This window comes from Ochrobactrum sp. RH2CCR150, assembly GCA_014138095.1.
GTDB lineage: Bacteria > Pseudomonadota > Alphaproteobacteria > Rhizobiales > Rhizobiaceae > Brucella > Brucella gambitense.
On sequence record JACGXE010000004.1, the window covers coordinates 81,050 to 98,000 of the forward strand.

Here is a 16,951-nt window from a genome sequence, read left to right on the forward strand (position 1 = left end):
TCAGTCTCAATCGCGACACGTCTCATTCAATTTGCACGCCGAAAGCACGCTTGGCAGATGGAGCTGAAACAGCCGCCATAATTGCGGGTGATGATGATTGAACACTGTATATATTAGCAAAGCAACTTGACTCTGGGTTGTGCGCAAGCTTCACATGGCGCAGATTCTTTCCGCTCTGCCAGGGGACATTGGCCGGGCACCGAAATCGCAAGGAGAGGCAAATGCTTAACGGTTTCAAACTGCGGCACGCGCGCGCGTTCTTGGCGCAGGTTTTCCTGACGCTGGCTGCAATCACCGGTTTGACCGCAGGGCTTGCCATTGCGCCCGCTCCTTCGAACGCCGCTGAAACGCGTCGTATCGAAATCACCGAAGACAGCGATTATTTCGGCTTCGACCTGCGCACCCAAAAGAACGTCACGCTGGACCAGTGCAAGAGCACCTGCCTCGGTGACAATGCCTGCCGCGCCTTCACCTATAATCCGAAGGTCAAGTGGTGCTTCCTCAAGACGGATTTCAACAAGCTCAATCCTTCGGTTGGCTCCATAGCCGGTAAGGTTGTATTGGGCACAACCAAGGACACAGCCAAGGCCGACATCGGCGCGCCGCCAGCTGTTACTTTCTTCGCTGACAATCTTGTCGATGAAGCACGTCGTTTCCGTACAGCTGTTCTGGCTGCGGACAGCAGCGAAGGCCTCAGCACGCTGAAGGCGGAAGCAGCCTCCGCGCTCGCCAATAGCGATCCGCGCACGGCGATGGAAAAGTTTGCAGCCGCAGCCGGTGCCTCGCCCGACGACAGCACGCTCTGGACCGGTCTGGCTCTCGCCACTTTGGCAACCGAACCTTCCAACAGCGAAGAAACCACGAAGTTCAAGCGCGACGCGACATCCGCAGCCTGGAACGGCTATCAGACCTCGCGCAGTAAAGCCGCGCGAGCCGACGCACTGAATGCGATGGCACAGGCGCTTGACCGTCGCGAATTGTCCCGACCTGCCCTTCAGGCCTATGATGCGAGCCTCAATCTCGTCAATTCAGCTTCCGTCCGCGCCGCCTATGAAGACCTCAAGGCGCGCAAAGGTTTCCGCATCGTCGACCACAGTGTCGATAACGACAATGCATCGCCACGCATCTGCGCGCAGTTTTCCGAAGAACTGGTCAAGAGCGGCACCGACTATTCCAGCTTCGTGACATTGGACAGCGCCGCACCCAAGGCTATTGAAGCCAAGGATCGCCAGATCTGCGTCGAAGGTCTGGAACATGGCCGCACCTATAGCGTGACATTCCGCGCCGGTTTGCCCGCCGCCATCGGTGAGACATTACCAGCACCGGTAACGCTCTCCGTCTATGTGCAGGACCGCGCGCCATCGGTGCGCTTTACCGGCGACAGCTTTGTGCTGCCTGCCAAGGCGCGTCGCGGCATTCCACTGGTCAGCGTCAATATGAGCGCAGCCAAGGTGAAGCTCTATCGCATCGGCGACCGTTCGCTGGCGCAGCTTTTGTCCGGCTACCAGTTTCTGCGTCAGCTCGACGGCTATGACGTCAGCACGATTTCCGACCAGATGGGCGCGCCCGTCTGGGAAGGCGAAATCGACACCGCTGCTGCCGAGCTGAATAAGGAAGTTACCACCAGTTTCCCCATCGATGAAGCACTGCCGCAGCGAAAGCCCGGCGTCTACGTGCTGACCGCAGAGCCGATCAAGGCGAGCGGCGAAAGCTATGACACCAAGGCGACCCAGTGGTTCGTTGTGTCGGATATCGGGCTTTCGACCTATACCGGTCAGGACGGCATCAATGTCTTCGCGCGTTCGCTCGAAACGGCGGAGCCACTTTCCGGCGTCAAGCTGACATTGCTGGCTCGCAACAACGAAGTGTTGGGCGAAGCGACAACCGATAGCGACGGTCGCGCCACCTTTACCGCAGGTCTCACCCGCGGCTCCGACGGCATGGTTCCTGCTGTGCTGATGGCCAATCAGGGTGAAGATGATTTTGTCTTCCTCGATATGGCGCGTGCAGGCTTCGATCTTTCCGATCGCGGTGTCACCGGGCGCGCAGCACCCAAGGCGCTCGATGTTTATGCCTGGACCGAACGCGGCATCTATCGCGCAGGCGAAGTGGTTCATGCCGCAGCACTTGCCCGGGACGATGCGTCGCTGGCCGTCGACAACCTGCCGCTGACTTTCATCTTCACGCGCCCGGACGGCGTGGAAGATCGTCGCCTCGTATCGGATAGCAGCAAGGCTGGCGGACATTCTGTCGACCTGACTTTGGCCGCCAATGCCATGCGTGGCACATGGAACCTCAATATCTATACCGACCCCAAGCAACCGGCGGTCGCCTCGCAGATGTTCCTGGTTGAAGATTTCGTGCCGGATCGTATTGAGTTCGACCTGACATCGGACAAGCCGGAGATCGCCAGCGGCGAAACCGCCAATGTAACCGTCGATGGCCGCTTCCTCTATGGCGCGCCCGCCGCCGGATTGGCGCTCGAAGGCGAAGTCACGCTTTCGACCAAGCGAGACTGGGACCGGTTCAAGGGCTATTATTTTGGTCTGGCCGATGAAGGTCAGGGCGAAGCCACCCGCCTGCCGCTGGATCAGTTGCCCAAGGTTGGCGACGATGGCAAGGCGACCTTCCCGGTCGTGATTGATGATCTTCCATCCACCACTCGACTTATCAATGCAGCTGTCACCGTTCGCATGCGCGAAAGCGGCGGTCGTGCCGTGGAACGCAAGCTTGACCTTGCCGTTCGTCCGCAAGGATCGATGATCGGCATCAGGCCGGATTTCTCCGGTGACGAAGTTCCGCAAGGCGGCACCGCAAAATTCAGTTTCATCGCTTCGGATGCCAACGGCAACCGCACGAACCTTGACGGTGCCGTCTGGTCGCTTGTTAAGGTCGAGCGCAATTATCAATGGTATCGCAGCGGCAATAGCTGGAACTACGAGCCGGTCACGTTCACCAAGTCGGTTGCAACCGGCAAGATCGACCTAAAGGCCGATGCGGAAGCCAGCATCACCCAGCCGGTCGACTGGGGTCGCTATCGCCTTGAAATCGAGACGGGCGACGCTTCCGGTCCGGCTTCAAGCTACGAATTCGACGCGGGCTGGTATGTGGCCGCGACCTCGACGGAAACGCCCGACGGTCTCGAAATCGCGCTCGATAAAGATCATTATGCAGCCGGTGAAACCGCGAAGCTGAAGATCAGCCCGCGTTTTGCAGGTGAGCTGCTGATCACCATCGGCGCGGAAAAACTGCTGACAACCATCAGCGAGAGCGTATCGGCTGACGGCGCGACCATCGACATTCCAGTCGGCGAAAACTGGGGCGCTGGCGCTTACGTCACTGCAACGCTTTTCCGCCCGGGCAGCGCGCAGGAAAGCCGCATGCCCGCCCGCGCCATCGGCCTCAAATGGCTGAAGGTCGATCCCGCCGACAAACAATTGGCCGTCCAGCTGACACCGCCGAAGAAAATCACCCCGCGCGGCACGCTCTCGGTTCCCGTTTCGGTGGAAAATGCAGGCGGCGAGCAGGCCTATGTCATGGTTGCCGCCGTCGATGTCGGCATTCTGAATCTGACACGTTATCAGGCCCCGAACCCGGAAAACTGGTTCTTCGGCCAACGCCAGCTCGGCCTTGAACTGCGCGACATGTATGGACGCCTTATCGATGGTTCGCTGGGCACCACCGGCAAGCTTCGCACAGGCGGTGACGGCGGCAACATGGCTGCGGAAGGCAGTCCGCCAACCGAAAAGCTGGTCGCGCTCTTCTCCGGCCCTGTCGAACTCGATAGCGATGGCAAGGCAACCGTTGATTTCGATATTCCGCAGTTCAACGGAACCGCCCGGGTCATGGCCGTGGCATGGACAAGCAAGGCTGTTGGTCACGCATCCAGCGATGTGATCGTGCGCGATCCGGTTGTCATTACAGCTGGCCTGCCGCGCTTCATGGCACCGGGAGATCAGGCGACACTGCGCCTCGATATCGCCAACACGGACGCGCCTGACGGAAATTATCGTCTGAGCGTCGAAACGAGCGACAATCTCGGCACACAGATCGGCTCTTATCCCGACACGCTCGCGCTGGTCGGTGGCAAACGCCAGTCTGTCGCCGTGCCGCTCAGCGCACAGAAGACGGGACAGGGCAATATTACGATCCGGCTCGCCAACGACGCTGGGCTATCCATCGAACAGAACCTGTCATTACCGGTCCGCCCGGTTGATCTGCCCGTGACGACACGTCAAGTGGTCAGTCTCCCCGCCAATGGCGGCAGCCTCAAAATCGATGGCGGTCTGCTGTCGGAAAGCCTGCTCGACGGTGCTTTTGTCAGCGTCGGCATCACCCGCAGCGCGGCATTTGATGTGCCGTCACTTTTGATGGCACTCGACCGCTATCCATATGGTTGCGCCGAGCAGACGACGAGCCGCGCCCTGCCCTTGCTTTACTTGAGCGAAATGGCGGCAGGCTCCGAAGCAAGTGCTGGTCTTGGCGATCAGGATGAACTGAAGAAGCGCGTGCAGGACGCAATCTATCGCGTGCTGAGCTATCAGTCCTCGTCCGGCTCGTTCGGCCTGTGGGGACCCGGTTCCGGCGATCTGTGGCTCGACGCCTATGTCACCGACTTCCTCACCCGTGCCCGCGAAAAGGGCTATGCGGTTCCGCAGGAGGCCCTGCTCTCGGCGCTGTCGAACCTGCAAAACGCGCTCGGCTATACCACCGACGCCAAGGATCGTAGCAGCGAAATCGCCTATTCGCTCTATGTGCTGGCGCGCAACAAGAAGGCTTCGGTCGGCGACCTGCGTTATTACGCGGATACGCAGCTCGATAACTTTACAAGCCCGATGGCAATCGCCCAGCTGGCCGCAGGGCTGGCGCTTTACGGCGACCAGCAGCGTTCGGACCGAGTGTTTAATGTCGCGCTCGACCGCGCGAGCACCAACACGGCATTCGACTATAATCGCTCCGATTATGGTTCGCGGTTGCGTGATGGTGCGGCCATGCTGGCGCTTGCGGCAGAAAGCAAACCTGCACCGAAAGTGCTGCCTTCGCTCGTCACGCTTGTCGGTTATGAACGCGACCGTGCGAAGTATCTCAGCACGCAGGATCAGGCTTGGATGCTGCTCGCAGCCCGTGGTCTCAAGGAGAACAATGCCGGGATCAATCTCGACATCAACGGCACCGCCCATGAGGGCGCTTTCTCTGAACGGGTCAACGGCAATGCGCTCGAAGCCCAGCCGCTTGTCGTGACGAACCGGGGCAGCGATTCCGTGGATGCCGTGGTGACAGCCGTTGCGCCGCCTGCACAATCGCTGCCTGCCGGTGGCGAAGGCTTCAACATCGAGCGCGCCTATTACACGCTCGATGGGCAGGAAGCCAACATTACGGGCATCAGCCAGAACGAGCGTTTTGTCGTGGTGCTGAAGATCGACGATCTGCAGCAATGGCAATCGCGCCTGCTAGTCACCGATCTTCTGCCAGCCGGTCTCGAAATCGACAATCCGGGTTTGGTTTCGAGTGCCGATCTCGGCAATTTCCCGTGGCTTGAAAGCACCGAAGCCGCGCATCTCGAATTCCGCGATGATCGCTTTGTCGCAGCATTCGACCGTTCGGCAGGCGAGAAAAAGCAGATCGTGCTTGCTTATGTGGTGCGTGCGGTGACGCCGGGGCTTTACACCCATCCGGCAGCCACTGTCGAAGACATGTATCGTCCGCAATATTCTGCCCGCACTTCGACCGGAATGATGGAGGTTGCTGCGCCCTAACCTTTTCGGTGAGGCCACGATCAACACATGAAACGGCGATGGAAAATAGCGATTGGCGGTGCCGCAATTCTCGGCATCGCCGCTCTTGCGACGGTCAGCCTTGACTGGCTAGACCGCGCTTTTCCTCCTCCCTTGCCTGAACGTCTGACGATATCCACGGAAGTGATGGATCGCGATGGCGAATTGTTGCGCGCCTATGCGACACCGGACGGCTATTGGCGTCTCAACACGCGCATTGAAGATGTCGATCCGAAATTCGTGAAAATGCTGATCGCCTATGAGGATAAGCGGTTCTACGATCACAGCGGTATCGATCTATGGGCCTTGGCGCGCGCGGCGGTGCAGCTTGCCGGTAATCAGCGTATCGTGTCCGGCGGCTCAACCCTCTCCATGCAGCTTGCCCGGCTGATTGAACCACGCGAAAGCCGCAGCTTCGGCTCCAAATTCCGCCAGCTCGCCCGTGCGGTGCAGATCGAGCGCCGTCTGAGCAAGGACCAGATATTGGAGCGCTATCTCACACTCGCCCCCTATGGCGGCAATCTGGAAGGCGTGCGCTCGGCATCGCTCGCCTATTTCGGCAAGGAGCCACTGCGGCTCAGCACATCGGAAGCCGCAATGCTGGTCGCCCTGCCGCAATTGCCCGAACGGCGACGCCCGGACCGTGCCGCCAGCACAGCACGCGCAGCGCGAGACCGCGTTTTGACACGGATGGTTCAGGCCGATGTCCTGACCATCGACGAAGCCGAACGCGGCAAGCGCGAGGCCATATCCGCAACCCGTCATGCCTTACCAGCGCTTGCCGCTCACTTTGCTGATCTGGCGCTGAAGAAAGCGCCGACGGAAGCTCGTCACACACTGACGCTGAAGAAATCCGTCCAGCGCGGGCTTGAAGCTTCTGCCCGAGAAGCAGCATCAAAACTGGGACCGAAAGTGTCGGTGGCCATGGTGCTGGCCGATAGCCGCAACGGCAATATTCTCGGCGAAGTCGGATCGGCGAATTATTTCGATGGCAGACGACTGGGCTGGATCGACATGACCCGCGCCGTCCGCTCACCGGGATCGACGCTCAAGCCATTTATCTACGGGCTTGCCTTCGAACAGGGCATGATCGCGCAGGAAACCATTATCGAAGACCGCCCGCAGGACTTTGCCGGTTATCGTCCGCGCAATTTCGACATGAGCTATCAAGGCGATGTCAGTATCCGACAAGCGCTGCAAATGTCGCTGAATGTCCCCACTGTCAGCCTGCTGGACGCTATAGGCCCTGCCCGGCTAACCACCCGGTTCCGGCAGGCAGGCATCAATCTGCAACTGCCGAAGAACGAACCGCCCGGTCTCGCCATCGGGCTTGGTGGTGCCGGGATCAGCCTGCGCGATCTGGTGCAGCTTTATACCGGGCTTGCCAATGGTGGACGCGGTGCAGCCCTGCGCGACGGAACAGAAACAGCTGAGCCGACGCAACCGTCCGGCCCCATTCTCACCGAACAGGCGTCATGGCAGATCGGCGATATTCTGGCTGGCGTCGTGCCGCCGCAAGGTGCACCGCGCCGTGGCCTCGCCTACAAAACCGGGACATCCTATGGTTATCGCGACGCGTGGTCGGTCGGCTATGACGGACGTTACGTTCTCGGCGTTTGGGTTGGACGCGCCGATGGCGGCTCCGTGCCGGGGCTTGCGGGTTATGCATCTGCCGCGCCGATCCTGTTCGATGCATTCGTCAAGTCGGGCGTGGTCTCAGTGCCATTGCCGCGCGCACCAGCCGGAGCATTCCGAACAGCACGTGCCGACCTGCCGGTAACGCAGACACGTTTTTCATCGGCAAGCGATCCGCTGCCGGTTTTGAAGGTGGCCACGGAACCCGCGCCGCGCATCATCTTCCCGCCGGATGGCGTACATGTGGATTTGAAAGCGCTGACTGAAACCGCTTCGCCGCTTGTGCTCAAGCTACAGGGTGGCCGCGCACCATTCCGCTGGCTCGCCAACGGCAAGCCCGTTGCAGAACCGGAGCGCCGCCGCACTGCCACATGGCAACCGGACGGCACCGGCTATTCGACCCTGACCGTCATCGACGCCGCAGGCCGTGCTGCAAGTGTCAAGATTTTCGTAGAGTAACTTCTATTGCGCCGCTTCCGAGATGGGCTCGCTCGTCACGGCTTTCTTCTCCAGCGACATGACTTTCAGATTGCCAGAAAACAATATGCCGGTGATCGGCAGAACCGGGTCGGCAGGCAAATTATCCTGACGGACACTGTCCTTTGGAACATGCAGCTTATGCTCCACATCGCTATCCGCACCAGAAAGCGTAAGCGCCACATTGCCCCGCGCATCGAGCAAATTGGCGCCGTAGAGAAACTCGAAGCTGAGCATTGAGGCGAGGAACTTGTACGTACCGTCGCGCACGCCGCCCTTCATCATCGCAGCGCGGTGCAACTCATCACCAATCCGAATATCAAGCGGCGACGTGCGTGGATCGCAGACATAGCCAACCGCCAGCAACTGGCCGTTATCGACTTCAAAGCGCATTCGGTCAGTGCCAAGGTCAATCGCCGAAATCGAAAAGCGACGATTGCTATATTCCACCGGTGTCCGTCCCAGCCGCTTGCATAGCTGCACGCCGCTCAAGGCGCGCGCATTGGCGAAGTGATCAGGATCAATGGCAAAGGGCAGCGCTTTGGGCCGATGGGGCGCAGAAAGCGCTGATTCCAGCACATCGGCAATCAGATTGGCAACGATGGTTGTACTGATGGGACGCGAATAATGCCCCTGATCCAGATAGAAAGACGGATTGGTCACGGCATCGCGGCCATATTGCTGCATCAGCATGCGCGAGACATCGGCGCAGATCGTGCCATACCATTGCGAGATGTAATTGATGCCCGCATCGATGGACGGAACCGAGTTCAGGAAAGACCCGTTGCGTGCGCCGAAGACGAGCGTCGCAATACGCAGATTTGGATTGCGCTCCAGCGCGTAACGAATGATGCCTTCATAGAAACGCGCCCAGTGGCGGAAGGGCCTGCGCTCGTCGCCATATACGAATGCGTCGTTGATCGCATATTCGATCAGCAGCAATTCGCAGTCTTCAAGCTGCTCGAAAATCTTTAGCTGGTAAAGCCCGAAGGCACTCGTCGTACCGCCAACCGCGAGGTCGGCCATAATATCCAGCTCTACCCCGCGACGCGCCATGGTCGAAAGCAGGGTCGGCAGATAGCCGGGCAGCATGACGGTGTTGGAACCGCCAATGATTACAGTCTTGAGTTTCATTTCGTCACCGTTGCGGCCTGACCTGCCGGGGTCAGAGCCCCGCAACGCCAGACGCCGTAAGTTCCCTCATCCCAATCAAAATAATAAGCGGCTGCGATCTGGCCGCTGTCCATCATCTGGCGGAAGCGCTCCCGCGCCTTCTCCACCAGTTGCTGCCGATTATTGTCATCTGCCGGACAGGCCTTGGACTTGTTGGCAAAGCCCCATTCCGTGATCCAGCATGGCTTTCCATCGGCACCGCCGCAGAAGGAAAGCGCCTTCTCGACGTGCTTTGCGCGCGCGGCACGCGTCCCACTGCTGCCCGGATAGATGTGAATTCCATAGCCATCGGCCACCGTATCGAGGCCGTGTCTTTTTAGAAGATCAGTGAAGGCTTCCGGATCGACCGTATCGATCCCACGCCGATCCGCATCCGCAAAGGGAATATCCGAAAGGCCCGCTGAAACCACCTTGGCGTTTGCATTGAGCTTGGTTTTCGCCAGTTCGGCGCGAACGGCGCGCAGCAGTTCGACATATTTCTCCGCGCCCTTTTCCACGAGCGGCAGCTCTTCCATTTCACTCAACGAGCGAGCGGTCTTTGACTTTTCACTCGGCAAAATAGCGAGATCGCCATTATAGGCACCCCAGTTGATTTCATTGCCGGTCTCTACACCGATCAGCTTCACGCCAAGCGCGTCGATTTTTTGAAGCGCGTCGCCAATCGCTGTCTGGAAACGTTTCGGATCAATGTCCGACAGCCGGTACATGTTCCAGATCCGGCCTCGCCCCGAACGGGGCTTGGTGCCTTCTGGATAAAAATCGACATTGTTCAGCGAGACTTCGAGCAGTACGGCCAGCTTCTTTTCATGCGCAAGCCGCACCGCATCGATGCTCTGGTCGATGGGTCGCGTCAGCGAAAGCCGCACAGCCACGACGCCGTTCTTCACCATCTGGTCGAAAATCTGTTCGCGCTCTGCGGCGGGCAACCAGGCCATATTGACCCGGTTGACGCCAAAGCGCGTATCGGCCAGAGCGCCGTTGGGCATGATGCCGAGAAGGACAATACCCAAAAGCGCTGCGATTGCCCGTTTCCTGCCCCCGGTGCTCCTGACCCTCCGTTTCATCGTATGCCGATATCCTTTAGCGCGCCGTTGAAATTGGCTTCGCATTCCGAATAGCGATTGATGGCGGCGGGCACATCGATCTTCGAAAGGAAGTCGCGCAGAAAGGCCTTCTTCTGCGGTTCGCGGTTCCAGACGCTGGCATCGATATGTGGAAAGCCTACAAAGCCCAGCATTTCGCGCATACGGTCATCAACGGCGATCATCAGCCCCGGAATGCCGGACTGCATGCCGATAATCGTGCCGTGGAAACGACGGCTCAGGCCGAAATCCTGACTGGAAATCCAGCTGCGCCATTTGTGCGTATCGAAGAACACCAGCAGCTCGTTCTTGCGCTGCCATTTTTCCATATGCTTGTACTCGACAGGAGCAGTGATGCGGCTTGCCGCCTGATCATAGGCTTCGGAGTGGTCTTCACCGGCCATGTTCATATTGTAAACGATCACTTCGTCCTGAAGGACATAGCTTGCGACACTGTCCTTTTCGAGCAGTGCATGCGCGTCCACAATCGTATCGGCAACACTGCCCAGATAGCCGCCGAAGGAGATCTTCTGCGCGTCGGCCAGGCTTGGATCGGCAAGGCGGCTCAGCGAACGTTTCATCTGATCCGGCGCGTAATAGAGCGACGGACAGCCAGTCGGGCGGACATATTTCATGCCCGCGTCCTTGAGGAATTCCGCCGTGAAATGCCCGCGCGTCAGAAAGAAGCTTTCCTTGCGACGCAGAATTTCAAGGAAACGGCGTGTGCCTTCCGGCAGTTCTTCCTTCAGATTTTCCTTCTTCTGAATGCCTATACCCATGACGACGATCGGCATGTTCAGCTTTTCGAAGACGAAGGATTCAGTCGTTGCCGCATAGCCCGGGCGCAAAAGATTGGCCGAGGCGAACAGGCACAGATCGAAGCTCTCATTGAGCTTCGCATAGGTGTCCGGCGAATTGAGACTGTTGGCCAGATGCCAGAACGGAACATAGGTCACGTCGTGACCGCGCACGGCGTTGGCAGCGCCCTCGCCGATGAGATAATTGCCCGTATTGGCAATCTTCTTCACCTGATCGATCACATCCTTCTTCGTGCGGATGGGTTCGAAATAGGGACGATGCTTCACGCTCGCCCCGGAAACGCTTTCGACGGTCCGCATCAAATATGACGGGATGCCGGTAATCATTATGCGCATGATGATCCATCTTCGCTGGAGTTATGAGACGGCTGCTTGGATCGGGAGTTATCCAATGCCGATTTCTGAAAGAGCGCTTCGGAAGTTGCGTTCGCGGTCCGAATATTTTTCGATCACGTCGGGGATGTTCATCGCCGCAATATGATCGCTCACGAATGCGCGCCGGTCGTTGGCGGCGTTGAGATCGCGGGCGTCGATCTTCGGCAGACCGGAGAAATTCAGCATTTCACGCATGCGGTCGTCGACGGCCACCATCAGGCTCGGCACACCGGCTTGCATGGAAATGACATTGCCGTGGAAGCGGCGACCGAAGGAGAAATCCATGGTCGAGCACCAGGCGCGCCACTGATTGGTGTCGAGAAAAGCGTGAACGCTGATCTTCTTCTTGAGATCGCCAGAGCCTTTATAGGTAAGCGGACCAACCAGCTCGCCCGTAGTCGAATCGTAGGCGCGGCCATTGGCGTCCGGCTCAAGCTGCATGTCGAAATGCAAAAGCTCATCCTGTACGACATAGGCCGAGCGTCCGTCATCGGAGCTGAGCGCATTCATGTCGCCGATGGTTTCCAGTTCCGCACCCATATAGCCGGTGAAGACGGTGCGGCCCTCTCCCACCTTCACATCCGGCAGGCGGCTGATCGCCTTACGCATATTATCGGGGCGGAAATAGAGCGAGGGGCAGCCAACCGGGCGGACATAGGAAAAGCCCTGATCACGCAGGTAACCGGCAGCGTTTTCACCACGCGTAAGGAAATAATGCTCGCGGGATTTGAGCACGTCCAGAAGCTTCTTGGTGCCCGCCGGCAGACCGTCTTCACCTTCGATGTCCGGGCGGTTTTGAATACCGATGCCGAGCATCACCACCGGCATGTCCAGCTTGGACAAGACCAGAGCTTCCGCATCTGCAGACAAGCCCTTGCGCAACAGATTGGCACAAGTGAAAACGCAGATGTCGAATTCCTTGTTGATCTCTTCCAGACCTGCACCGTTATTGACGCAATTATAGAGATGCCAGAACGGAATATGCTTTGCTGATGGAAGAAGGGCAGTCATGGCACCCTCTCCGATCAGATAATTACCCGTATTACTGATGTTCTTCAGTTCCTGGATAAAGTTTTCCTTGGATTCCGGTACGCGTTGCTTTTCCGAATAATAAACCTGCGATTTTTCCGCGCGCTGGATAAGGCGGGTCAAATGGCTCGGGATGCCAGTGACGAGAATTCGTGGGTTGGCTGGGCGGCTCATAGGTCGACCTTTCTGGTATAATCAGGCAACTGCGCGGCCGGGGAGAACGGCAATCGCGCTGGCATCATCTGCAACGTTCGGCTGGGAAGGCCGGGATTTCGGATAGACAGGGCTGATTTCATTGGCCCAATCCGTGAAGTCGGAAAATGCTGCACTCCATGTGCGGTGCGCTGCGGAGGCAAGAGCGCCTTCGGCGGTGCGCATCAGGGCGTCATTGTCCTGCGCAAGAATGGTCAGGATGCGCGTCATGTCGGCGACGATCTGCGCATCATTGCCATTCCGGATCAGGATGCCGTCGCGGCCATGATTGATGAGTTCATCGACCGCACCAACCGCTGTCGCCACCGGCACACAGCCAAGCTGCTGCGCTTCGGCAATCATCAATGGCGCGCCTTCCCAACGAGAAGGCATCAGAAGCACATCGGCCCATGCAAGATGGTTCGCGATATCCTTGCCGTCGAAGACCGGGGGCGACACACGGACACCCGCCTCTTGCAGTTTTGTCATCCAGGATGCGCTCGGATCATCGGAGAGGATTTCTCCACCAATCGCCTGCGCGTCGAAGGAAATGCCCTGCTCTCTCAGCTTCATGATCGCATCATGCAGCCGGTCGATGCCTTTCTGGCGGTCGAGGCGGCCCATATAGAGAATGCGCATGGGTCGGCCCTTGCGTCCTTCCTTGCGCGCTGCTGCCACCTGCGCGCGCTGCTTCGCATCGATGGAGAAGCTCGCGCCATTTGGCACAGAGAAGACTTTCTCGAACGGCACGCCAAAACTGTGCAGATAGATTTTCAACTGATCCGAACAGGTGAGAAACGCATCATAGGCGTGTTCGAAAGCGATAGCCGCATAGGGCTGTCCAGCCTGACGGCGGAAGACCGTTTCGTCCACCACATGGAGATAGCAGGCCGTGCGCGTTCCCTCGGATCGCAGCTTGCCCATCAGCGGATGCGCCGCCATGACGTGGTTGTTCACGACCAGATCGAAGCCCGAAAGCTGACCGCGCAGGATGCTCCAGTCGAGCGGATGATCCTCCGTGATGAAATCCTGCCCGAGGAAGCGATTTGTATCGCCCCAGGCCGGAATACCGTCTTTCCAAAAATGGAGATAATCGAAGGATTGGTCGAACTCGTCCAGCACGTCCATACGTTCATTGCCGAGAACAAAGAGGTGGGTTTCAAAGCCCTGATTCTTCAGTTCACGACCAGCGGCATAGGCCACCTTTTCGGCACCGCCAAACGATGCATTCGGCACCAGAACGGCAGCCGTCTTTTTCTTCGCGGTATTGTGTGCGAGCGGCAGGACAGGCCCACCACCAAGCTCATCACGCAGCACTTGATACATTTCCGACAAAGCGGGCAAACGGCGCGGACGCCACGTCCAGCGCATGGCCGCACTCTGCTTGAGCGGGCTTGTGGCAATCGACGTGACCAGATTGAGCATGGATTGCTCCGGTCGTGACAGGGCGCGACGCTGGCGCACGCGGGGAAAAGGAAAGCGCACTTTCATACGCGCCGATGTGGGCCACAACTGCTGCGTACCCAGCGACGCGAACCAATTGAGCGCATCGTTTTCGATGATCTCGCGGATCAGCCGGGTCGATACGAAAATCAGATCGGCATGGGGCTGCCGTGTGCCGGACGGCATGATTTCGGTATCGATCCGCCGCTCGTTTTCAACATTCGTCAGTTCTACGAAAACGATGTTGGCCTGCTCGGAGAGCTTTTCCAGTCGCGATAGAATGTTCGGGAACAGACGCGAGCGCGCCAGCAGTTTTAGAGTCTCGGTGTTGGATGAAGCGAGGAAGGGCGGGAAATGGAAATTGTCGGGTTCCGACACACTGCCCCAGAAGGCCCGGATCGCATCGTCAAACTTGAGATCGGTCGCGCCAAGGCTCGGATCGGTAAAGAAACTGACCGTTCCCTCGCCTGCGCGTATGACGCCGTAACGGGGGCATTCCTCATGCTCGAAGCCGACCAATGTCGGGCGACGGAACAGCGCCTTGTGCCGCTTGCGCAGAAAGTTGATCGAACCGGAACGGTCACGATTGGCTTCCTTGAAGCGACTTTCGGCACGCAGACGGTATTCGAAGCCGGTGTCATGGCACGGAGTACCAACAAAGCCTGCTTCAATGGCCGAAAGCCAGAATTCCCAGTCTTCAAAACCGTTCTGGCGATCATCGTCGAAGCGAACACCGCTGTGGAATACCTCAGCAGAGATCATCGAGCCGGTATCGCAGATATTGTCTGTGATACAGTGGATGAGCCGCGAATAGCTGTCGCCATAATGGGCGCGCCAGTTAACCGAAAACGTGTCGATATTCGTGTAGACCCAGCCCGCATTGGAAGCGAGCAGCTTACGGTAAAGTGTATCAATGGTATGCGGCTGAACACGGTTGTCGGCATCGACAAAATAGACCGCCTTAACGTCCGGCATCTCTTCGAGAATATAATCGACAGCGCGGTTACGCGCGCCACCGGGCCCTGCATTTTCACCGAAGATCACATGGATATTCGGATGGGCTGCGGAATAGAGCGCCAGACTGTCAAACACTTCGCGACGCGGATCGCCGTCGACCGACACAACGATCTGCGTGCGGAACACAGTTTGTGATGTGAGGATCGATTCCAGCGCCTCAAGCGCCAGCGCCGCATGCCCATAGAGGGGCATCGCGACGACGATCAAATCCTTCGATCTATCGTACATTCGCGGCCTCTTTCAGCACCTCTTGGGCGGGACTGGCTTCAACGTGCTTGACCAGACGGAAGTTGAAAACCTTCAGCCAGGAGAAATCGACAGACCCACCAGCGGCCCTGCTCAAAACGACCAGATCCATCGTGCGGTCGATTGGCTCTTCGAGCATGAAGTTGATGTCGATGGGGCGATTGGGCGCCACTTCCGACCAGCCGCTGAACAGGACCTGCGAACGCCGTCGATCCATGGAAGCAAGCGCACCGATTTCTTCCTGCGCATCGGACGCCAGATTGACGAGCAGCAGACCGACGGCGCAGGGCTGGCCTTCCGGATGGTCTATCACAGCACGGGCGGAAATCCGCACGGTTCCCGGCGCAACCACACGTCGGATAGCAGCAGCGGTGATACCCTCTTCAAGCGGGTGGCAACCGATGGCGTCTTCATGTTCCAGAAAACGCACCGTCGGGAAATCCGGTGTGAGCGGCGTCACCGACACATTGGAGACATTGCGCAACAGCTCGATCGGCAAGCGATAATCGTCCACCTTGCGACCATTGATCATCGAGGTCGGCACAATGGCATTTGGCAGCGATGCCGGACGCACACCCGGCAGGCCGGTGAAGATTCTCAACGCCAGCGGGCGCATGTCGAGATCGGCATGCGGAATGCGCGCACGCGCGGCATAGCGCTCATTGGCGATCACATTGCCCAAAGACAATTCCGGCGGCACGCCGCCCGTCGCAGATATGCGCAGACGCAAGGTGCGATGGCTGCCGTCACAGGCTTTCGGGAGCGAGAAGAAGTTCCACTCCGAATGCAGCGTGCCATAAGGTACCAGCCATTCGGCAATGCCCTCGCCGTTTTCGAGATAATCCAGCGTGACGATCAGCTGACCGTTGCGGTTGGCGGGCAGATCGCGGAAATGCAGCGCGAAACCGGACACGGCATAGCTTGAAACCGGAAAAAGCTGCTCGATTTCAGATTCGCGCAGCAGGCGCGCAAAACCTTCATCCTTTGGATCCACCAAAGGCGCGTGACTGAATATCTCAGTCGACGAATCCCAGTTGCGCGCATGAAAGGCGTCTTCGATGGCGCGGTAATTCTCGAACATCGTTTCGCGTTCGCGGCGCAGCATCGCAAGTTCCGCATGCACCTTGCTGACATGCCCGACAAGGCGGTCCAGACTGCTTTCCAGCAACTGGGTCACGAGCATGGGCACGGTTTCCGGCCCGGTCTCATCGACGCGCACGACCGGCACTTCCGGTATGGTGCGCATGCGATAAAGCTGCTGCAGGATCGTGTTTAGTTCGTGTGCGCCTTCATCGGAAGCGGCAACCGCAATGAGCGGAAATGTATTCGCCAGACGCAGACGCTTGCCGTCGCCTTCAACGAAAGCAGTCACGTCGCCCAGAGAAGTCGCTTCCAGCGCTTCACGATCACGCATCGAAGCAATGGCATAGCGGCGGTTCTTCCGCCCCGAGATCGCAGGAAGTGGTGTGCTCAACATAATCGTCCATTGTCTGATGGCCGATTGGGAGGTTCGGCCTACAAGTACAATGAGAAAATACAGACCATGTATTGTCAACAGTGATATAGCGTCAACTATATGATAATATTGCGTATAATTGGAAATGGTTTAATTCAAAATTTGAAACAATATGCAGATATATTCACTATACCTCGTAAACACGCAGAATTGCGGGCTATTATATTATAATAC

General features: G+C 58.2%; 8 protein-coding genes. 2 read left to right on the forward strand and 6 right to left on the reverse strand.

Translation table 11 applies throughout. From position 1 onward, the window contains the following. Nucleotides 1-221 precede the first annotated feature (221 nt). Together FHW03_RS10320 and pbpC are read left to right on the forward strand one after the other, a co-directional pair. Nucleotides 222-5,756 (forward strand): alpha-2-macroglobulin family protein, encoded by a 5,535-nt coding sequence (locus tag FHW03_RS10320; protein WP_182520551.1) that lies wholly within the window; start codon nucleotides 222-224, stop codon nucleotides 5,754-5,756. Nucleotides 5,757-5,783: 27 nt separating this feature from the next. Continuing rightward, on the forward strand, nucleotides 5,784-7,868 hold the full coding sequence (pbpC, locus tag FHW03_RS10325) for a penicillin-binding protein 1C (RefSeq protein WP_182520552.1): 2,085 nt from the start codon (nucleotides 5,784-5,786) through the stop codon (nucleotides 7,866-7,868). A gap of 3 nt (nucleotides 7,869-7,871) precedes the next feature. Here the strand turns inward: pbpC and FHW03_RS10330 are convergent, their stop codons facing one another. From FHW03_RS10330 to FHW03_RS10355, 6 genes are read right to left on the reverse strand one after another with little or no spacing between them, the layout of a single operon-like run. Further along, nucleotides 7,872-9,020: an SGNH/GDSL hydrolase family protein gene (locus FHW03_RS10330; protein WP_182520553.1), complete on the reverse strand. Its 1,149-nt coding sequence runs from the start codon at nucleotides 9,018-9,020 to the stop codon at nucleotides 7,872-7,874. After that, nucleotides 9,017-10,123 carry a glycosyl hydrolase gene (locus tag FHW03_RS10335; protein ID WP_377514567.1) on the reverse strand — a complete coding sequence of 369 codons (1,107 nt, stop codon included), beginning with the start codon at nucleotides 10,121-10,123 and terminating at the stop codon, nucleotides 9,017-9,019. The genes FHW03_RS10330 and FHW03_RS10335 overlap by 4 nt, the downstream gene beginning before the upstream one ends. Further along, complete coding sequence (locus tag FHW03_RS10340) at nucleotides 10,120-11,295, reverse strand: polysaccharide pyruvyl transferase family protein (protein WP_182520554.1); 1,176 nt, start codon at nucleotides 11,293-11,295, stop codon at nucleotides 10,120-10,122. Before FHW03_RS10340 ends, FHW03_RS10335 begins: the two co-directional genes overlap by 4 nt. Before the next feature lie 48 nt (nucleotides 11,296-11,343). Then, complete coding sequence (locus FHW03_RS10345) at nucleotides 11,344-12,537, reverse strand: polysaccharide pyruvyl transferase family protein (RefSeq protein ID WP_182520555.1); 1,194 nt, start codon at nucleotides 12,535-12,537, stop codon at nucleotides 11,344-11,346. Between the two features lie 21 nt (nucleotides 12,538-12,558). After that, nucleotides 12,559-15,243, reverse strand: a complete 2,685-nt coding sequence (locus FHW03_RS10350; RefSeq protein WP_182520556.1) for a glycosyltransferase — start codon at nucleotides 15,241-15,243, stop codon at nucleotides 12,559-12,561. Further along, on the reverse strand, nucleotides 15,233-16,738 hold the full coding sequence (locus FHW03_RS10355) for a DUF6212 domain-containing protein (RefSeq protein ID WP_182520557.1): 1,506 nt from the start codon (nucleotides 16,736-16,738) through the stop codon (nucleotides 15,233-15,235). The genes FHW03_RS10350 and FHW03_RS10355 overlap by 11 nt, the downstream gene beginning before the upstream one ends. Nucleotides 16,739-16,951: the final 213 nt, after the last annotated feature.

Coding starts and splice junctions, on each gene's coding strand:
- FHW03_RS10320 (WP_182520551.1), top strand. CDS start 222: ATGCTTAACGGTTTCAAACTGCGGCACGCGCGCGCGTTCTTGGCGCAG.
- pbpC (WP_182520552.1), top strand. CDS start 5,784: ATGAAACGGCGATGGAAAATAGCGATTGGCGGTGCCGCAATTCTCGGC.
- FHW03_RS10330 (WP_182520553.1), bottom strand. CDS start 9,020: ATGAAACTCAAGACTGTAATCATTGGCGGTTCCAACACCGTCATGCTG.
- FHW03_RS10335 (WP_377514567.1), bottom strand. CDS start 10,123: ATGAAACGGAGGGTCAGGAGCACCGGGGGCAGGAAACGGGCAATCGCA.
- FHW03_RS10340 (WP_182520554.1), bottom strand. CDS start 11,295: ATGCGCATAATGATTACCGGCATCCCGTCATATTTGATGCGGACCGTC.
- FHW03_RS10345 (WP_182520555.1), bottom strand. CDS start 12,537: ATGAGCCGCCCAGCCAACCCACGAATTCTCGTCACTGGCATCCCGAGC.
- FHW03_RS10350 (WP_182520556.1), bottom strand. CDS start 15,243: ATGTACGATAGATCGAAGGATTTGATCGTCGTCGCGATGCCCCTCTAT.
- FHW03_RS10355 (WP_182520557.1), bottom strand. CDS start 16,738: ATGTTGAGCACACCACTTCCTGCGATCTCGGGGCGGAAGAACCGCCGC.